General features: G+C 33.6%; 18 protein-coding genes. 4 read left to right on the forward strand and 14 right to left on the reverse strand.

Annotation, left to right across the window (positions count from 1 at the left end):
- Nucleotides 1-310: 310 nt before the first annotated feature.
- Both GKR88_13250 and GKR88_13255 read right to left on the reverse strand, forming a co-directional pair.
- On the reverse strand, nt 311-502 hold the full coding sequence (locus GKR88_13250) for a HigA family addiction module antidote protein (GenBank protein ID QMU65162.1): 192 nt from the start codon (nt 500-502) through the stop codon (nt 311-313).
- Between the two features lie 28 nt (nt 503-530).
- The gene (locus tag GKR88_13255; GenBank protein ID QMU65163.1) at nt 531-812 is read right to left on the reverse strand and encodes a plasmid maintenance system killer family protein; all 282 of its coding nucleotides are present in this window, start codon (nt 810-812) and stop codon (nt 531-533) included.
- Between the two features lie 208 nt (nt 813-1,020).
- Here GKR88_13255 and GKR88_13260 point away from each other — a divergent pair, with 208 nt between their 5' ends.
- Nucleotides 1,021-3,213 (forward strand): T9SS type A sorting domain-containing protein, encoded by a 2,193-nt coding sequence (locus GKR88_13260; GenBank protein ID QMU65164.1) that lies wholly within the window; start codon nt 1,021-1,023, stop codon nt 3,211-3,213.
- 91 nt (nt 3,214-3,304) lie between these two features.
- Here the strand turns inward: GKR88_13260 and GKR88_13265 are convergent, their stop codons facing one another.
- Both GKR88_13265 and GKR88_13270 read right to left on the reverse strand, forming a co-directional pair.
- Complete coding sequence (locus GKR88_13265; protein ID QMU65165.1) at nt 3,305-3,505, reverse strand: helix-turn-helix domain-containing protein; 201 nt, start codon at nt 3,503-3,505, stop codon at nt 3,305-3,307.
- Nucleotides 3,506-3,946: a hypothetical protein gene (locus GKR88_13270; protein QMU65166.1), complete on the reverse strand. Its 441-nt coding sequence runs from the start codon at nt 3,944-3,946 to the stop codon at nt 3,506-3,508. It lies immediately after the preceding gene.
- 235 nt (nt 3,947-4,181) lie between these two features.
- Between GKR88_13270 and GKR88_13275 the strand changes: the two genes are divergently transcribed.
- Nucleotides 4,182-5,347, forward strand: a protein-coding gene (locus GKR88_13275) for an IS3 family transposase (GenBank protein QMU65167.1) whose coding sequence is annotated in 2 segments (ribosomal slippage) — nt 4,182-4,431 and nt 4,431-5,347 — 1,167 coding nt in all. Because the reading frame shifts where the segments join, the coding sequence is not laid out codon by codon here.
- A gap of 11 nt (nt 5,348-5,358) precedes the next feature.
- Entirely contained in the window at nt 5,359-5,769 is a 411-nt protein-coding gene (locus tag GKR88_13280; GenBank protein ID QMU65168.1) for a hypothetical protein, read from the forward strand.
- Between the two features lie 227 nt (nt 5,770-5,996).
- Here the strand turns inward: GKR88_13280 and bshA are convergent, their stop codons facing one another.
- From bshA to dnaB, 4 genes are all read right to left on the reverse strand, one after another.
- Nucleotides 5,997-7,127 (reverse strand): N-acetyl-alpha-D-glucosaminyl L-malate synthase BshA, encoded by a 1,131-nt coding sequence (bshA, locus tag GKR88_13285; GenBank protein ID QMU65169.1) that lies wholly within the window; start codon nt 7,125-7,127, stop codon nt 5,997-5,999.
- A 204-nt stretch (nt 7,128-7,331) separates the two neighbouring features.
- The gene (locus GKR88_13290; protein ID QMU65170.1) at nt 7,332-8,177 is read right to left on the reverse strand and encodes a transketolase; all 846 of its coding nucleotides are present in this window, start codon (nt 8,175-8,177) and stop codon (nt 7,332-7,334) included.
- A 103-nt stretch (nt 8,178-8,280) separates the two neighbouring features.
- On the reverse strand, nt 8,281-9,465 hold the full coding sequence (locus GKR88_13295) for an asparagine synthetase B (GenBank protein QMU66719.1): 1,185 nt from the start codon (nt 9,463-9,465) through the stop codon (nt 8,281-8,283).
- A gap of 257 nt (nt 9,466-9,722) precedes the next feature.
- Entirely contained in the window at nt 9,723-11,249 is a 1,527-nt protein-coding gene (dnaB, locus tag GKR88_13300; protein QMU65171.1) for a replicative DNA helicase, read from the reverse strand.
- Nucleotides 11,250-11,673: 424 nt separating this feature from the next.
- Between dnaB and GKR88_13305 the strand changes: the two genes are divergently transcribed.
- Nucleotides 11,674-12,744: a DUF3810 family protein gene (locus tag GKR88_13305; protein QMU65172.1), complete on the forward strand. Its 1,071-nt coding sequence runs from the start codon at nt 11,674-11,676 to the stop codon at nt 12,742-12,744.
- Here the strand turns inward: GKR88_13305 and GKR88_13310 are convergent.
- From GKR88_13310 to GKR88_13335, 6 genes are all read right to left on the reverse strand, one after another.
- Nucleotides 12,739-15,387, reverse strand: coding sequence for a carboxypeptidase-like regulatory domain-containing protein (locus GKR88_13310; protein QMU65173.1), 2,649 nt, complete (start codon nt 15,385-15,387; stop codon nt 12,739-12,741). The two genes, GKR88_13305 and GKR88_13310, sit on opposite strands and share 6 nt — an antisense overlap.
- 42 nt (nt 15,388-15,429) lie before the next feature.
- Entirely contained in the window at nt 15,430-16,149 is a 720-nt protein-coding gene (locus GKR88_13315) for a GLPGLI family protein (protein QMU65174.1), read from the reverse strand.
- Between the two features lie 113 nt (nt 16,150-16,262).
- On the reverse strand, nt 16,263-16,511 hold the full coding sequence (locus GKR88_13320) for a hypothetical protein (protein QMU65175.1): 249 nt from the start codon (nt 16,509-16,511) through the stop codon (nt 16,263-16,265).
- Nucleotides 16,512-16,974: 463 nt separating this feature from the next.
- Nucleotides 16,975-17,712: a GLPGLI family protein gene (locus tag GKR88_13325; GenBank protein ID QMU66720.1), complete on the reverse strand. Its 738-nt coding sequence runs from the start codon at nt 17,710-17,712 to the stop codon at nt 16,975-16,977.
- 5 nt (nt 17,713-17,717) lie between these two features.
- Nucleotides 17,718-18,458 (reverse strand): GLPGLI family protein, encoded by a 741-nt coding sequence (locus GKR88_13330; protein QMU65176.1) that lies wholly within the window; start codon nt 18,456-18,458, stop codon nt 17,718-17,720.
- 5 nt (nt 18,459-18,463) lie between these two features.
- Entirely contained in the window at nt 18,464-18,670 is a 207-nt protein-coding gene (locus GKR88_13335) for a hypothetical protein (GenBank protein QMU65177.1), read from the reverse strand.
- Between the last annotated feature and the right edge of the window lie 56 nt (nt 18,671-18,726).

An 18,726-nucleotide genomic window follows, 5' to 3' on the forward strand; every position in this document is an offset into this window, starting at 1 on the left:
AAAATTTTACCAAATATTAAAATTTACTGTCTTATAGCACAGAATATTTCATTCCATACCTTTGCCTTCCAAAAATCCGGCTAAAAGTTGCTATATTTTTAGACATCATACAGTTTAAAGTTTGAAAGTTCCAAGTTTAAAGTTTCATGGCCAAAGAGCATCGCTGACCCGAAGTGAAACTTTGAGTTTTTAATTATTATTAGGCAACATTTTTATTTTCAAATTTCTCTATTCCTTCTAACTCTGCTTTTTTCTCCATCTGTTCTTGTTCAATATCATAGTCATTTTGAAGTCCTAGCCAAAACTTTGCCTAATTTCCAAAATACTTACTCAACCGAAGAGCTGTGTCTGCTGTGATCCTACGCTTACCTTTTATGATCTCCGAAATCCTTGTTTGAGGTATTCTCAAAGCTTTTGAAAGTCGGTAGGCCGTGATTTCAAGAGGTTCAAGAAATTCATAATAAAGAATTTCTCCCGGATGTACATTTGATAGCTTTTTCATTTTATATATTTTTCATTTTATATATTTTTCAATGATAATCTAGTATTTTAACTTCGCTCGCGTTTCCGTTGTTCCATTTAAAAATAATTCGCCATTGTTTATTAATTTGAATACTATAAAACTCCTTTATAGTGCCAGTGAGCTTTTCAAGCCGGTTTGAAAGCGGTATTCTTAAGTCCAGTAAATCTTGTGAGTTATTCAAAACTCTCAATTTCCGTCGTCCTATAGTCTGAATCTCAATCGGCATTTTCCTGACTCGGATATCCTTCCAAATCATTTCGGTTTGTTTCGAACCAAAGGAAACGATCATATGTCTATCTTGCGTTATTAACGCCAAAGGTATGTAATACTTTTGCTTTTTCCAAATGTTACTTAACTTGTTTTTCAGTATATCTATTATCTTTGCCCTGTAGTGAACTGATCTTATCTCAAAAATTCCGGGTATCGGTCTACATTTAAACAATGGACATTTATGAACATTATTTGTTTGCTTTTCTTAAGTTTACACAAATTTTTTTATGAGAAACTTATACTTTTTGCTTTTTATACCGGTGTTTTTATTTGCTGTCAAAGGGAATACGCAACACAGTGTGGCCAGAGATTGGAATGAACAGTTATTGGAAGCGATAAGAAAGGATTTTGCCCGTCCTACTATCCATGCCAGAAACTTATTTCACAGTGCAGCAATCATGTATGATTCCTGGGCAGTTTTCAACGATGCAGCCGAAACGGTTTTTTTAGGCAAAACTTTTGGAGGTTTCACCATAAACTTTGACGGCATTGCAACTTCCGGTAATCCCGATGCAGCCATTCATGAAATCATGAGTTATGCCATGTATCGCTTACTGAATCACCGATTTGCAAACTCCCCTAATGCTACTACTACTTTAGCTTCTTTTACTGCATTATTTGAATCGTATAATTACGATATGCATTTTACATCAACCGATTATTCGTCGGGTTCTTATGCCGCCCTGGGAAATTATATTGCTGAAAAAATGATTGCATACGGCCTTCAAGACGGAGCTAACGAACATAACGGGTATGATAATTTGTATTATACTGCATCTAACAACCCATTGATATTAGAGCTTTATCAGAATAATACGGATATAGACCCTGACAAGTGGCAACCTTTGGCTTTTGATCTGTACATAGATCAAAGTGGAAATATATACCCTCAGAATACCCCGGAGTTTTTAAGTCCGGAATGGGGTCAGGTAACCCCTTTCGCTCTAAAAAATGATGATTTGAATATTTTAAATAATGGATTTGATAGCTATATATATAATGATCCGGGGCATCCGGTGTTTATACAAAATTCCATAGGTAACGGAATTGACGACCCCTATAAATGGCATTTTGCAATGGTAATAGCCTGGTCTGCTCATTTAGATCCGGCAAATGATACTATGACGGATATCTCACCCGGAGGGATTGGCAATGTGGCTTTTAGTAGTTTCCCTACTACCTTTTCCGAGTACAAATCTTTCTACAATTTTACGGAAGGTGGTGATATGGGAACCGGCCACGCTATCAACCCGTTTACAAACGCTCCGTATACTCCTCAGATGGTTAAAAGGGCTGACTACGCAAGAGTTTTAGCAGAGTTTTGGGCAGATGGACCCGATTCCGAAACCCCACCCGGACACTGGTTTACCCTATTGAACTATGTAAGTGATCATCCTGAAACTGTTAAAAAAATGGGTGGACAAGGTGCAATTTTGAGCGATTTGGAATGGGATGTAAAATCGTACCTGATTTTGGGAGGAGCCATGCACGATGCTGCTGTAAACACCTGGGGAGTTAAAGGATATTACGACTATATCCGCCCTATTTCCGCAATACGATATATGGCAGGAAAAGGACAAAGTACGTATGCGAATCTTCCAAGTTTCGATCCTCATGGTTTACCGATAATACCGGGTATTATTGAAATCATAAAACCCGGAGACCCGCTGGCAGGGAATAGCGGCCAAAACCTGGGAAAAATAAAAGTAATGTCATGGAAAGGCCCCGACTATATTACGGACCCCGACGAGGATGTTGCCGGTGTTGATTGGATTTTGGGAACCAGGTGGTGGCCCTACCAACGACCAACATTTGTGACACCTCCGTTTGCAGGATATGTTTCCGGACATTCCGCTTTTTCCAGAGCAGCGGCCGAGGTACTGACATTGCTTACGGGAGATGCGTTTTTCCCCGGAGGAATGGGTACTTTTGATATCACTCAAAATCAATTTCTGGTTTTTGAAGAAGGTCCTTCAGAGAGCTTTACTTTGCAATGGGCAACGTACAGAGATGCTTCCGATCAAACAAGCTTATCCAGAATTTGGGGAGGTATCCACCCTCCTATTGATGATATTCCCGGAAGGATTATCGGCGATAAAATCGGAAAAGAAGTTTTTGCCTTGGCGGAGCAGTATTTCGCAGGAACACTGAGTATAGATGAAGTTACTATTTCTGATGAAACAACCATCTACCCTATTCCTGTTAATACTAACATACTTACGATTCAGACGACGTACCCGGAAGAAATAGATATTCAATTGTTTTCATTGACCGGTAGCATGATTTTTTCTCAAAAGAGATCACCTCAAAACGGACAAATACGTATTGAAACAGAAAACATGACAAACGGAATCTATATCCTGAAAGGAGTTTCCAAAGGAAACCGGGTTTTATTTCGGAAAAAGCTTATCAAAAGCTGATTAAATATCCATGTTTAAAAGTTACAAAGTTTGCTCAATTCTTTTAAAACACTATGAAAGCAGTACTGTTTTTTTGACAAAAAAATGAATATTAATCTTCATTTTCCAATTCAAAAAAATCATTTACGGGGATTTCAAAAACTTTGGAAAGTTTTAACGCCAAAACTGTTGAAGGTACATACCTGTTTTTTTCTATCGAGTTGATAGTTTGACGCGACACTCCTATCTTTTTTGCCAAATCTTCTTGTGTCAAATCCTTGATGGCACGTTGTACTTTTATACTATTTTTCATCTACTTGTTCCATCTTTTCAATTGATTAAAAAAGAGCAATTGTACAATGAGCATAAAGAATAATACTTGAAAATAACTGAACTCATTTGCTCCTGTTTCTTTTCCTAAAAGAACAGTTACCACATAATTTATTCCGGGCTGAATTAGGGAATATATGATGGCAAATACAAATGCCAGTCGATAAGACTGTGAGCGTAAACTATCTATATACTCATCCTCTATTTTTTCTTTAGAAACCGATATGATAAGCATTCCCAGTAACAGGATATTAGATAAGATGGGCTTTATCCACAGTGGCTCATCAACAAATTTTTTAGCTATCATTAGTAAAAAAGCAAAAATGGCAATTGTGATACCAACCTTCTTATATTTATGTGCCAGTTGAAATTTGTGGAGTTTTTCTAGTCTGTTTCGTTCTTTTTCACAATAAGATTTTCTCATGATTCTATATTTTGACAAGTTTACTTATTATAATAACAAATATACTTTACATTTTGTAAACTACAGAATATTTTTTAAAAAATATTTTATACATTAGAAATCTATTAATCAAAACTATATTTTATGATGTCTAGAGATTCCGGTAAACCAAACGTTGCTTTTTGGATAATAGTGGACTTGCTACATTTAGAGTGACAAAGAGTTAAGCTAATTTTATCTAAAATAACTTAACCATATGAAACGAAGAAAATACAGTAAAGAGTTTAAAATTAAAGCAGTAGAATTAAGCAATGTACGAGGTAACACAAAGCAGATTGCCATGGAATTGGGAATCAGTGCAGATCTTATTTACAGATGGCGTAGAGAATTAGAACAGCGTCCTGATTTAGCTTTTAGCGGTAATGGCGTCAAACAACTCACAGAAGATCAGAAAGAGTTAGAGCGATTACGTAAACAGCTCAAGGATGTTACCATGGAGCGGGATATCTTAAAAAAGGCCGTGAGCATCTTCTCCAAGAGCGATCGGAAGTATTGAAATTTATCAAAGATTACAGTAGAGAATATCCGGTTGGGAAGATGTGTAAAATTTTTAAAATTAGTAGAAACAGTTATTACAGGAGTAAGAATTATGTTCCATCAGATAGAGATGGAAAAAATCGTATGCTACTCTCTGAGATTCACCGTATCTGTGAGCGAAGTAAATCTACTTATGGAAGTCCTAGAATTACAGAGGAACTCAAAGCTAAAGGGTTTAAAGTATATAGGTCTAGGGTAGCACGATTGATGAAAAAACACGGGATTAAAGCAGTTCGTAAAAAGAAATTTGTTGTCACGACAGATTCTAAGCATCAATATCCAGTAGCTGATAATGTATTGGATAGAGATTTTAAAGCTACCGCTGCTGCACAGAAATGGGTTTCTGATATTACCTATTTAAAGACTGCACAAGGATGGCTGTACTTAACGGTAATTATTGACCTGTTTGATCGTAAAGTCATTGGTTGGTCTTTGAGCAATGGACTCAAAGCAAGACAAACTATCATTGCTGCATGGAGAATGGCTGTAAACAACAGAATGCCTTGTGAAGGTATGATTTTTCATTCTGATCGAGGTGTACAATACGCATCTCATGCGTTTGTTAATATCCTTAAAAGTTATCATGTAACACCCAGTATGAGTAGAAAAGGAAACTGTTGGGATAATGCAGTAGCTGAATCTTTTTTTAAAACAATCAAAACAGAACTAATGATAGACAATAAGTTTATATCCAACAAAAGTCTTCAAATTAAAGTCTTTGAATACATAGAAACTTGGTACAACAGATACAGAAGACATTCTGCTCTTGGTTACAAAAATATCATCGAATTTGAAAAATTATATCAAATCAAAAATGTAGCTTAACTTTTTGTACCATTTTTTGTTGCATATCCATAGGTATTATTGCTCTTATTTGGAACGGAATAGGAGTAAATGCTTATATACAGCAAGCATATCAAACAGATTCTTTTAAAGCTACATACACGGAAGAACAACTTGAAACCATATACAACATGCCTGCCTGGGCAACTGCTGCTTTTGCAATAGCTGTATTTGGAGGATTTTTGGGAGCCTTACTATTATTGCTCAAACGAAAACTAGCTACACCTATCTTTATATTATCTTTTGTAGGGATTATAGTACAAATGATTTATAACCTTTTCATAGCTAAGGCAATAGAGGTATATGGCCCGGGTGCTATTGTCATGCTTATATTGGTTGTTTTGATTGGGGTATTTTTAATTTGGTACTCTAAAAAAGCAACTGCTAATGGGTGGTTGTCTTAATTAATTAACCTAAAAGCTATTAAATAAGATTTGTAGATACACTTTAAAATAAGATCGCTACGCTACCAGAATTAAGAATCAAGACAGTCATGATGCTTGGCTCTGGAGTCAATAGGGCTTTAAATGATGATATTTTATATTGTTCCGGCTATATTTTAGCTTTATTTTATTCAAAAAATAGTGCTACTTTTTCGACGTTTTAAGAAAAAAATCGCTAATAATTCCGATCATACTTTAATTGTACAAGATTTATAGATATCTTCATATACCGGTAAGATATTCTTTAGCGAAAATTGTCTTGCGTGTTCTTTTGCATTTGCTTTAAACCTGTTCAGAGTATGGTCATCTTTTAAAATTGTAAGTGCATTAGCAGCCATATCTTCTACATCTCCGATAGTGCTCAAAAACCCTGTTTTTCCATGAATGTTCACTTCAGGTAAACCGCCCGTATTTGTAGATATCACCGCTGTATCTGCTGCCATAGCTTCCAAAGCGGCCAATCCGAAACTCTCACTGACAGACGGCAATAAAAAAACATCCGAATAGCATAGAATCTTAGCTATTTCATAACTATTGCCCAGGAAAATAACTTTGCCCGAAAGTTGCAATTCCTCTACTAATGCTTCTGCTTTTATCCTATCCGGCCCCTCTCCTACCATAAGCAGTTTTGATGGTACTTCTTTCTGAATTAAATCAAATACTTTAATAACATCGGTTATTCTCTTTACAGGCCTGAAGTTGCTTACATGTGTCAGAATTCTTTCATCGGGTTTTGCCAGCGCAATTCGTTTACATTCATTTTGATGTTCCTTATCATATTTATCTATATCTATAAAATTATAGACTACTTCTATAGGATTCGTAATCGTAAATAATCGCTGTGTATCTTTTTTTAAACTCTTAGAAACTGCCGTTACCACGTCTGAGTTATTAATGCTAAATGCTACTGCTGTTTTATAGGTAGGATGGCTTCCTACCAGGGTAATATCCGTTCCGTGTAATGTAGTGACTACTTTTACGGTAATGCCTTTTTGTTTCAACATTTGTTTTGCCATATAAGCAGCATAAGCATGCGGAATAGCATAATGTACGTGTAACACTTCCAGTCGATGCTTTTCAACAATTTCCACCATTTTACTCGACAATGCCAATTCGTAAGGTTGGTGTTGAAAGAGCGGATATTCTTCTAGCAATACTTCATGAAAATGTAAATTACGAGAAATGAAATCCAGGCGGACAGGCTGATTATAAGTAATAAAATGTACTTCATATCCTTTGTTGGCAAGAGCCATTCCTAACTCGGTTGCCACCACTCCGCTTCCTCCAAATGTAGGATAACATACAATACCTATCTTCATATTTTTTGTTGAAGTATTAAATAATACGGTCTCAAATTTAAAAGTTTTAAGTTTGAAAGTCAATGAACTTTAAATACTCGGAAAATAAGCTTCATTTTTTGAGTAAATACCATTCAATATAACATTATTTCAACTTGCAGATACAAAGATAATAGTATTTCCAAGCAATTTTTCTAAACAAAAGCATAAAAAATTGTCTCAACTCTAATAGTCTCCCAAAGTAACAGGGTTTTGAGCCAAAGCCATTTCCAATTGCTCATCATTGGGTGCTTTTCCGTGCCAAGCATGTGTATACATCATAAAATCAACACCGTTTCCCATTTCCGTATGTAATAATACACAAATAGGTTTTCCTTTTCCTAATTTCAATTTTGCTTCTGTTAACCCATTTTTGATAGCATCAATATCATTTCCTTGTTTTATTTCCAGCACTTCCCAATCAAAAGCATCAAATTTTGCTTTAATATCTCCCATAGGCAATACATCATCTGTAGCACCATCTATTTGTTTTCCGTTTACATCTATAGTAACTATAAGGTTATCTGTCTTTCTTGCCGCAGCATACATAACTGATTCCCAAATCTGGCCTTCCTGTAGTTCTCCGTCTCCGTGTAAGCTATATACCGTTTTATTGTCTCTATTTAATTTTTTGGATTCGGCTGCTCCAATAGCTACAGACATCCCCTGTCCTAAAGACCCGGAAGCAATTCTAACGCCTGGTAAGCCTTCATGTGTTGTGGGGTGTCCCTGCAAGCGAGAGTTTAATTTTCTAAATGTTGCTAACTCTGCTACGGGAAAAAAGCTACTACGCGCCAAAACACTGTAAAAAACAGGAGAGATATGACCGTTAGATAAAAAGAAAATATCCTCATCTTTACCATCCATGGTAAAATCTTTACGATAGTCCATTACTCCCCGGTACAAAACCGTAAAAAATTCCGCACATCCCAAAGAGCCTCCCGGATGACCGGAATTTACAGCATGCACCATTCGTAAAATGTCTCTTCTTACCTGTTGTGTAAAGTCTTGCAGATACTGTGTAGTAGCCATAAATAAAATTGTTTGAGCAAAAGTAATTTTTTTAGTTTCAACGGACAAGATTATTTATGTCATATATTTTCAGATTTTAATTTTTTAACTATATAACAATTCATTACGTTTTTTGTTTTTTCTTTTTGGCTGCGGGGAATAGTACATTGTTTAGTATCAATCTGTAGCCCGGCGAATTGAGGTGCAGGTCTAATTCCGTTTTGGGATCTCCTACCCTGTGTGAATAATCCTCAGGATCATGCCCTCCGTAAAATGTAAACATGCCCTTTCCTTTGATTCCATGAATATAGCGCGCTTCTCTATTGACTTTATTTTCTCCCATGACCAATACATTTGGCTTTACCGTATTTCTGTCAAAAGACGTTGTTTGCCCCATAAAGCCCTTTACCAACTGTGTGTGATTTTGGCATAACATGGTGGGTACCTGATCCCATTTTGCTGAAAATTCTGTTAATGTAAAATAATCGGATGTTTTTGGGATTCTCCTTTTGCTAGTCATATCTATAGAAGAAAATTCATAAATTATCGGGTTTTTGACTAATGTAAAATCTTTAAATGCAAACGTTCTGTTATAATCTATTTTCGACTGATATCCGGGCTCCGACGGATCTCCGTCAAACATCGATTCTGCTATATCTACTCCTTCGGCAGCCAAGGCAATATCAAAACTATCCGTAGCCGAACACATGGCAAACATAAATCCACCACCAATTACATAATCTCTGATTTTTTTACTTACTGCTAATTTTAATTCCGACACTTTGCCGTATCCTAATGATTTAGATAGTTTTTCGGCATTTTGTTTCCCTTCTATATACCAGGGAGCGGTTCTGAAAGCTCCGTAAAAGCGCCCATATTGGCCTGTAAAATCTTCATGGTGCAAATGCAACCATTCGTATAACAGTAATTTGTCATTTAACACTTCTTCATCGTATACGACATCAAACGGAATTTCCGCATAGGTCAGAACCAGTGTAACGGCGTCATCCCACGGCATTTTATCTTTTGGGGAATACACCGCAATTTTAGGAGCTTTTTCCAGTGTAACGGCTTCCTGATTTTTTGAGGGCGATCCTATTTCCTGTAAAATCAATTGCGATTTTGTATCGGAAATGACCTGATAAGAAACTCCCCGGATCTTACACTCATTCTCCACAATACTGCTATTTTCAATTAAGAAAGCACCGCCGTCATAGTTGAGCAACCATTTTGATTTTAATCCGTTTTCCAGAGAAAAGTAAACAATTCCATAGGCTTTTAAATGGTTTTTCTGATTGTCATGGCTCATAGGAATATAGATGAAAGACGCCGAGGTTATACTTGAAATTAAGAAGAATATGGATAGTAGTATGGTTTTTTTCAAAAAAAATTAAAGTTTAGAAAACTAAGGTACAATTTTTGTTTGGCGTTCGCTTGTCAATTTACTTTTTTATGAATTGTTTAAGAATTAGAAACTCTTTTTTGGAGTTTGTTCACGCATTTTAAAATTTAAAAGTTTCAACCTCTCGACTCTTTTAAACACCGGAAAAATGACATTGTTTTTTTCTAAAAAGGCATATCGTCTTCTTCACTCGAACCAAAAGCATTTTTAGGCTCTATACGCTGATCGGGGGAAATACCTTCTCCAAAATCGTTATTCATACTGGAGTGAAATTCGCTGCTAAACCCTTCTTCCAAATCTGAGAATTGCGCCAAATGTCCCGTAAATTTTAATCGAATCGTATCCAGGCCTCCATTTCTGTGTTTGGCAACAATAAACTCTCCTTGCCCTTCACAGGGAGTATGCTCTTCATCGTCCCACTCGGTAATTCCATAATATTCCGGACGGTAAATAAACGAAACGATATCTGCGTCTTGCTCTATGGCGCCGGATTCACGTAAGTCCGATAATAAGGGACGCTTGCTTCCTCCTCTTGTTTCTACGGCTCGTGATAATTGAGACAGGGCAATTACAGGAATATTCAATTCTTTGGCCAGTGCCTTTAAATTCCTGGAAATAGTGGAAATCTCCTGCTCTCTGTTTCCAATACTTTTACCGGTATTTCCAGTCGTCATTAACTGCAAATAGTCAATCACAATGATTTTTACATTATGTTGAGATACCAACCGCCTTGCTTTTGCCCGCAAATCAAAAATAGACAGAGAAGGAGTATCGTCTATAAAAATAGGAGCATTGGATAATTTCTTTACTTTGACATTCAGCTGCTCCCATTCGTGCGGTTCCAGGTTTCCTTTACGCAATTTCTCCGAGGTCAGTCCGGTTTCAGAAGAAATCATTCTGGTAATAAGTTGTACCGATGACATTTCCAGCGAGAATATGGCTACGGGATACTCAAAATCAATCGCCATATTTTTAGCCATGGAAATCACAAAAGCTGTTTTACCCATACCCGGCCGTGCTGCAATAATCACCAGATCGGAAGGTTGCCACCCGGAAGTTAGCGCATCCAGTCTGTCAAACCCGGTAGCTAAGCCACTCATACCCTCCTGATTGGAAATATCCTGAATTTTTTTTAACGCTTGTTTTACCAGATCTCCTGCATCTTCGGAGCTTTTTTTAAGATTCCCTTGAGTTACCTCAAAAAGTTTTGCTTCCGCACTGTCCAGCAAGTCAAACACGTCAGTAGTTTCATCGTATGCATTTTCAATAATATCATTTGATATGGTAATAAGTTTGCGCTGAATATACTTTTGCAAAATAATACGGGCATGAAACTCAATATGTGCCGAAGAGGCTACTTTTTGAGTCAGTCGGATTAGATAAAAATCACCGCCTATAATATCTAACTTTCCGTCTTTTTTTAATTGATTGGAAACCGTAAGTAAATCAATCGGTTTTGATTCCCGGAATAAATCAAAAATTGCCCGATAGATTTCCTGATGCTTTATTTCATAAAAAGCATCGGGGTGTAAAATATCAATCACATCATCAATGCCTTTTTTATCAATCATCATAGCACCAATTACAGCCTCTTCCAAATCAACAGCTTGTGGTGGAATCTTCCCTTTTTCAAGGCTGATGATTCTCGATTTTTCTATTTTTTTTCCTGTAATCGGGTTTGCTTTTTCCATAAGGGGCAAAGGTAGTTTTTTAATTGGTAAACTTTAAAACGTTCCTCCTTTTTATTGTGCACAAATTTTGTTAACCAAGTTGTTATTATCTTGTTAATAACCCCTAAAAATGTGAATTATGATGCCATTCAAAACCGGTATAACGTTACTCAAAAAATGAAGCTGATTTTCCCTATATACAGTTTGCGAACTTTTTATTTGAGACCTTTGCAAAATAGTGATATATTCTGTATTGAAATTGATTTGACTTCAAATTTCTTCCTTCTCGAAAATTTTAAATCCTCAAAAACCAATAGGTTATTCCGGTTCAAAATTTTCTTCGGGCGTCGAACTTTTTTGCCAAATCAATTCTGCAGAGGTCTCTATTTATTACTTTCAACTTTTAAACTTTCCAACTTTAAACAGTATTAGTACATTTATGCTAATGAAAAATAAAAAAATTAATTTATACCTGACACTATTTTTGGTGATTCAAATACTATTTATACAAATAGTTTCAAATACTCCCGAATTTATAGAGAGATATTATGCTAATGGCATTTATCCCATTATTAGTTCTTTTTTTAGAATTATTTTTGGCTGGATTCCTTTTTCCGTAGGAGATATATTGATTTTTTATTTTTTTTATATCGCTTTGCGATTTATTTATTTCCTTTTTAGAACTAAGTTTAAAAATCTAAGATTCAGATGTTTGCAAATTACGGCTTTCTGTTCTGTCGTTTATTTTTGTTTTTATCTTTTTTGGGGGCTGAATTATTACCGTCAGCCGTTATCAAAAAGCCTGGATTTAGAGCAATCCGGTTATACTACAAAACAATTACTTTCTTTATCCCGACGGATGATTTCGGAATTGAATGCTATACATTTGACGATTACTAAGAATGATTCCGTAAAAATAGTTGTCCCTTATTCACAAAAAGAAATGTATTCGATAGCTACAAACGGATATGACGACCTTTCTAAAAATTATCCTCAATTCTCTTATTCTTTTCGTTCGGTAAAAAGTTCTTTGATGAGTTTATTGCAATCTTATAACGGTACATCCGGGTATATGAACCCTATTACCGGTGAAGCACAGGTAAACCGTTTCATTCCAAAAACAGGATACCCTACTACCACCTGTCATGAAATGGCTCATCAAATAGGTTTTGCAGCGGAGAACGAAGCAAATTTTATAGGTTTTTTGGCGGCTATACATAATGAGGATACGTATTTTAAATATGCGGGTTACCGAATGGCAACACGTTATCTCATTTTTGAAATATACAAAAGAGATAAAAAGCAGTATAAAGAAATACTGCAAACCATCCATAAAGGAGTTCTAGCAGACTTTGAAGAAAGTGCAACATTTTGGGAGTCTTATAAAAACCCTTTTGAACCGATACTAAAAAAAGGGTATCATGCTTATTTAAAAGCGAACAAACAAGATAAAGGCATTCAGTCCTATAATTATGTAGTAGATTTATTGATTTGCTATTTTGAAAAAAAGCTATAAATTATATCCTATGGAAAACATAATTATTCTTGGTAGTATATACGTTTTTGTATCTGAGATCAGGTAATCTGAAAAACGATTACTTTGCTTAAAATTAGCATTAAAAAGGTTCTGTACACTAATTTTATAACTCCAGGAGCTGTTTTCATTTTTGTATGATAAAGTGGTATTGGCAATTTCATAAACATTTTTTTGTTGTAAAGTTTCATTTTGGTATGTATTTCCGGTATAATCAAAATTAAAAACAAATCCTTTCAAAAAATCATAATCTACAGTTACAAAAGGTTGATCTGTAATAAACTTAGATGTATTGCCGGATGAAATAAACCTTCCTACTTCTCTTTTAAAGCCGATTTCTATGGTTGGAAAATTATCAAATAAAGTTTCGAGGCCAATTGTATAATCGTAATTATTATTTTTATTGATTTGTATGTCTGTATCTGCTTCCTGGATGTATTTTGAATTGTTAAAACCTACATCAAATTTATATTTTATTTTCTTAATGCGTTTTTCCAGATGTATATTTCCTCTAATGCTTTCATACGGGTTGCCAAATAACTTTACTGTTATAAATTGATTGATACCATTAAAATCAACTGTATTCCTAACTCCTTTCACTTGTTTGTTATAATTTACACTTGCAAATAATAACAAACCCCTGTATAAACTAAATCTGCTATAATAAACTCTTGCATTATGAAATAAGTTATTTTCCAAATTTTCATTTCCTTTAAAAACCGAATTATAAGATTGTAAATAAAAGCGGCTGGCAAATTTGTTTGCATCGGAAAAAGAAGTTCTTAGGCTATAATTCAACTGTAGCTTTTTTGCTTTGTTAAACTCAATTTTTGCTAAAAAATCGGGTAATACAACCCATTTATTTTTATTTATACGGATTTGCCTGTTTAGTTTCCATTGATATTGGCGTAGATACATTCCTTGCTTAAAAGTAAAAATACCTGTCCTGAATTTATAATGTATGCCTACAAACAAATCATTGAGTGTAAAGTTGAAATTATTCCCAAATCCATCGGATGAAAAATTATTGATGGTACCATTATCTAATTCCTGACTGTCATCCGTTAGAAAATCTTCTTTTAAAAACTTGTTCCCAATGGTTGTATAGATATGATTGTTATGATTGAGTTCCCAAAAGTGTTTAAAAACAGCATCTGTATTTTGTTCTTTACTATTCTTTAGCTGATTTATTTTATAAAGGTTTTGTTGTCTTTCTACCGGAATTAATCCGTTAAAAACAGTGTCTTGTGTCTGCCAAAAATGGGTACTGTTGTTTTTATCAAAAATATAACTAAATACGGCAGAAAATGTATGTTTGTCTGACTGCCTTTTATGCCATTCCATATTCTGGTTTATATAAGTTGCCTTTAAGTTTCTGTCAGTTATAATAGTATTAGTATGGGTGTTAATTAAAGAAGTAATCATATTACCCTTGTCATTGTGGGTTCTTTTTACCTGGGTTCTTACATACCATTTTTCTTGTGTATCGGGTGTATATTCTGCAGTGAAGTTCCCTATGCCCAATAGATTATCTGCTTGTGTTGTATTCGTTTTCTGCTCTGTAAAACCGGCCCCCGTATAGTCATTAAAAGTTTCTAAAAAACTACCGGTATTTGTATTTGAAAAAATAGCATATCCGGAAACATCCAGTTTAGAAGTAGCTGTTTTGGTAATGTTTAGAGCCCCAAATTTTTGTTCGCTCCTTAGCAGATCTACGGTTTCCAAAAACTGAGAGAAATTTCCGCTTTGAAAATTAAAATTACCACTAAAAACAGCATTTATGCCTCCTGAAAAAGACAGATAATCTTTAAAAGTAAATGTTTTTTCGCCAATATTATTACTGTTTCCTATGAAATTCACATTGGTTTTGGGTGAATAGTAAAACAAATTCGCATTGGTTTTATAAAAATCCCGGTTTCCTCTTCCAGCCTCAACATCACCAAAAACAAAACGTTTTTTGTCTTCTTTTAATTGAATGTTCATTGCCATTTCTTCGGAATCTGACACGTTTTTTAAAAAAGCCACTTCATTATAATTGTCTATTACTTCCACATTGCCCACAGCGTCCGCAGGAATGTTCTCTACTGCTAATTTTGTACCGCCGTTAAAAAACTTTTTACCATCTACCAGCATTTTAGTAACTTTTTTGCCCTGTACGGTTACTTTACCATTTTTATCAACTTCAACCCCCGGCAGTTTTTTGAGAACATTTTTTAGTTTTCTTTCCGTACCATCTGTAAATTTTTCTGTTCTATAGATGGTGGTATCTCCTCTGACAGTTACAGGCATTTCTATAACTACTTCATCTAGTTGTTCTTCTGATTGTTGTAAAATGAAGTTCTTTTGTGTGTCTTTTGAAGCTATAAATTGATAGCTGATAGGTTTAAAACCCAAATAAGAAACAGTAATAGTTAGGGTATCTCCTTTTTTTAAAACTAATTTATAAAAACCTTCATTATCTGTAATAGCAAATAGTAGGTTTTTGGAAATATTTTTAGGTTTAGCAATTACATTTGCATAAGATAGAGCAGTTCCTAAACTATCTTTTACCTTTCCTTTTAATACTATTTTTTGAGTATAAATATTGTGTGAAAAAAGAAAAATTAATAAACATATTTTTTTCAAGTTGAATATTATTTTTTAGTAGATATATTTATTTCAAAATTATTAAAATCCAATACTTTCTCCAATTTCTAATGCCTTTTTGTAGTATTCTATTTCATTAATTTTTATACCACCACTAGGCTTTTTTAGTACAATTTTTTTTGTGGGGTTTAATATAATTTTAGTTACTTTAAAAACTATTTTTCCAAAATTTACTTCCAATACCAAACCTGGTAATCCATTATATAAATTAGGTCCATAAGGAACTGGAATCTGCAAAGTAAACCATGCTGAAATTCTTTTGCTATTTTTAGCACTTAGTTTAGAGTCCTTTTTTTCGTAATCTTTATATTTTCTAATAGCCTTATAGCAAGTGTATTCTCCAATTTTTTTTGTCTCTTGTGTAATTTCCCATTCAGCTATTTTATGAGTAATCAAAAATTCTTCGCCATAAGCTTCTTTCTTTAAAATTAACTCTCTACTGTTTCTATTTGTATAGAAAATACCGGAGCCACCACCAGTAAGGTCTAAAAAACTGATTTTAATCTTATTTTCATTTTCAATTTTCATACTTTTATTTTGTTTTTGATATAATGATTCATTTTCTGTAAATTTTAAAACAAAATTAGCAGGTATTGAAAAGAAAATAGGGAGGTTCTTTTTACCTTTATTAGACTGAAAGGTTTCATCTGCTTTTACAGTATATTCAATAATGCCTGAAAATTTCTGCTGTGAAAAGATAAAACTTGAGTAAAGTAATAGTATAATTTGTAATTTTTTCATTTCTAATTTATTTTTGTTATCGGTTTGTAAATTAATTTTTTTGTTACAAATAAATAACCAATTATCAAAACTCTAATTTTAAAAGTTTGATAATTGGTTAAAAAACAAGTCTATTAATTATAATAGCAATCAGCGTATATTGCATGATAAGCTTCCATCATCAATTCATAATGTGCTCCACCACGACTAATATCTAAATTATATTCTGCAGCTGCATTAAGTATTATTCCTCTTGCATAACTCGCACAATTAACAATCTCAGTAACCTTAATAGTTTCAGTTGCTTTTAAATTAGAAGAGTTTACATTCATCATGATTCCTGCTGTGAAAACAAAAGCAATAGATAAAAATAATTTTTTCATAATTTTTAGGTTTTATGAAATTAACCAACTTTCAAAAGTTGGGTTGGGAACTATTTCCCTTTTGATAACCATTTAACTTTCACATTTTGTTTACTCCTCTGAGTTCAATCTCTATTAAGTGAGTGACTTTGGTCATTTCATATTATGACTCTTTCTTTTCTGAACTTCTTATTTTTAACGTAATGTTTCTCTCAAATAGCTACCAACGATTGAATTTACCACTTTCAAACTTATCGTATCTTTTGGATAGTACCAAAAAAACAAATGGCTTTTTTGGACTAACGGTTTTCAGTGAAGGGAAGCCACTACCTGAAAACCGTTAGTCTTAAAAGTGTAAGCTTTATTTTCATTATTTCACTTAATATAACTGGTTAATTTTATAGTTTGATTATGGCCTGCTTCACAAAACATAAAAACAAACGACAAAAACTTAGCAAACCTTATTATTTTATACCCTTTTATATTATCTTTTATGATAGTTATGGATCATTTCTTTTGCAATATCATTATACTGTTCCAGCGTTACTTTCTTCCCTTTGGTTGGCTTTTGAATTTGAATATTTTTCTTGAGTGATATATTTATTTCAGACGCTCTGTAAAGTAAAGGCCCCTCTCTTAATTCTATTATCAATCCGGGTAATCCAAAATAGTCTTTCGGGCCGTAATTGACAGGCAGTTCAGGGGTATACCAGGCAGTAATTTTCTTAACAAACGTACCCCTCTTGTTTTCACCTTCTTTTTCCGTATTGGCTTTATAACAAATATAATTGCCTATCTTTTTGGTTTCTTGAGTTAAATTCCATTTTACTTTTGGAACATCAATGAGAAATAACTCACCAAAAGCTTCTTTTTGATGCACTATTTTTTTAGCATTTTTATCTGTATAAAATACTCCTTTACCAATCATTATTTTAATTAAATTAATTTTCCTTTCATTTATTTTAAGTTTTTTATCTTCTTTAAAAACAGATGCATTCTTATTAAAACGTAGTTTAAAATTAGCTTTCCCTTGATTTTTAATAGTAGAAATTGCCATGTCCTTGGCATATTTTGAACCATCAACCTTTTTACTGACTGCTTTTAATTTATCTTCATCAACTTTCATTGTTATTTCATAATTTATTTCACCACCGGAAACTTGTTTCTGGGAGAATACATTCATACTCAGGAAAAGGAAGGTGTAAATAATTTTTTTTGTAATCATTTTTAATTTTTATAAAAACCCGGAAATGCTTTCTTTTGCATCTTTTTAAATTCTTCCTGATTCACTTTTTTTACATCTTCAGGCTCTTTTATTACCATTTTTTTTGGTGGATTAATTTGAATTTTAATAGCTGTAATTAGAATAGTATTTCTACTGATTTCTAAAATCATTCCGGGTAAACCATAATAATCCATTATTCCATATCCGTATGGAATTTTTGGGGCATACCATGCCTGTACTGTTTTTTTACCGGTTCTCTTATTTCTTAAAATTGCTTTATAACACAAATAACCACTAATAAATTTTGTTTCTTGAGTCAGCTCCCATTCAGGCAATAAACTTTCAATTAAAAAACACTCTCCGAGTAGCTCACAATTTAATGTGCTGTTTTTATAGCCAGTATCTGATTTTTTCGTATAATATTTATTTTTTCCGCCGGACATGATATGAGTAAGGTTAAAGTTTTCTTGTGAAGAAGTAACCATTCTATCTACTGCCGTATATTCGGAAATTTTATTATTAAACTTTAGAAAAGCTTTAATATCCTTTGCATTTTTATAAAGATTGTTAACTTCTCTCTTTATTATTTTTTTGTCTTTATCCGATTCTTTTTCCTCTTTGACATATTTTATAGCCTTTTTCGAAGATGCTTTATAAGTAATTACTCCTTCTATATTTTGTGAATAAAATACAATTATATTAAAAAAAGCAAAAAAGAATATGTTTATATGTTTATTACTCATTTATATTAACAAGCTCTATAACAATCTGTAAAACCTAATATCTTACTTTTATATTTATTAATACTACTCTCTTTGAAAGGAGAATTTCTTCGTATTAAATCTTTATAATCTTCATCTGTTAATTTCTTTACCCCTTTAGGTTTAGTTAGTTTACTGTTTTTTATATTTAGCTTAATTTTAGAGATTGTAAAGGTATATCTAATGTATACCAAGCTTCTGTTTTTTGGTTTTTAGAATTTATATCAATTGCTTTATAACACAAGTATTT

Source organism: Flavobacteriaceae bacterium, from assembly GCA_014075215.1.
Classification (GTDB): Bacteria; Bacteroidota; Bacteroidia; order Flavobacteriales; family Flavobacteriaceae; genus Polaribacter.

Coding starts and splice junctions, on each gene's coding strand:
- GKR88_13320 (QMU65175.1), bottom strand. CDS start 16,511: ATGAAAAAATTATTTTTATCTATTGCTTTTGTTTTCACAGCAGGAATC.
- dnaB (QMU65171.1), bottom strand. CDS start 11,249: ATGGAAAAAGCAAACCCGATTACAGGAAAAAAAATAGAAAAATCGAGA.
- bshA (QMU65169.1), bottom strand. CDS start 7,127: ATGAAGATAGGTATTGTATGTTATCCTACATTTGGAGGAAGCGGAGTG.
- GKR88_13250 (QMU65162.1), bottom strand. CDS start 502: ATGAAAAAGCTATCAAATGTACATCCGGGAGAAATTCTTTATTATGAA.
- GKR88_13255 (QMU65163.1), bottom strand. CDS start 812: ATGATCGTTTCCTTTGGTTCGAAACAAACCGAAATGATTTGGAAGGAT.
- GKR88_13260 (QMU65164.1), top strand. CDS start 1,021: ATGAGAAACTTATACTTTTTGCTTTTTATACCGGTGTTTTTATTTGCT.
- GKR88_13270 (QMU65166.1), bottom strand. CDS start 3,946: ATGAGAAAATCTTATTGTGAAAAAGAACGAAACAGACTAGAAAAACTC.
- GKR88_13330 (QMU65176.1), bottom strand. CDS start 18,458: ATGAGTAATAAACATATAAACATATTCTTTTTTGCTTTTTTTAATATA.
- GKR88_13305 (QMU65172.1), top strand. CDS start 11,674: ATGAAAAATAAAAAAATTAATTTATACCTGACACTATTTTTGGTGATT.
- GKR88_13315 (QMU65174.1), bottom strand. CDS start 16,149: ATGAAAAAATTACAAATTATACTATTACTTTACTCAAGTTTTATCTTT.
- GKR88_13295 (QMU66719.1), bottom strand. CDS start 9,465: ATGAGCCATGACAATCAGAAAAACCATTTAAAAGCCTATGGAATTGTT.
- GKR88_13265 (QMU65165.1), bottom strand. CDS start 3,505: ATGAAAAATAGTATAAAAGTACAACGTGCCATCAAGGATTTGACACAA.
- GKR88_13290 (QMU65170.1), bottom strand. CDS start 8,177: ATGGCTACTACACAGTATCTGCAAGACTTTACACAACAGGTAAGAAGA.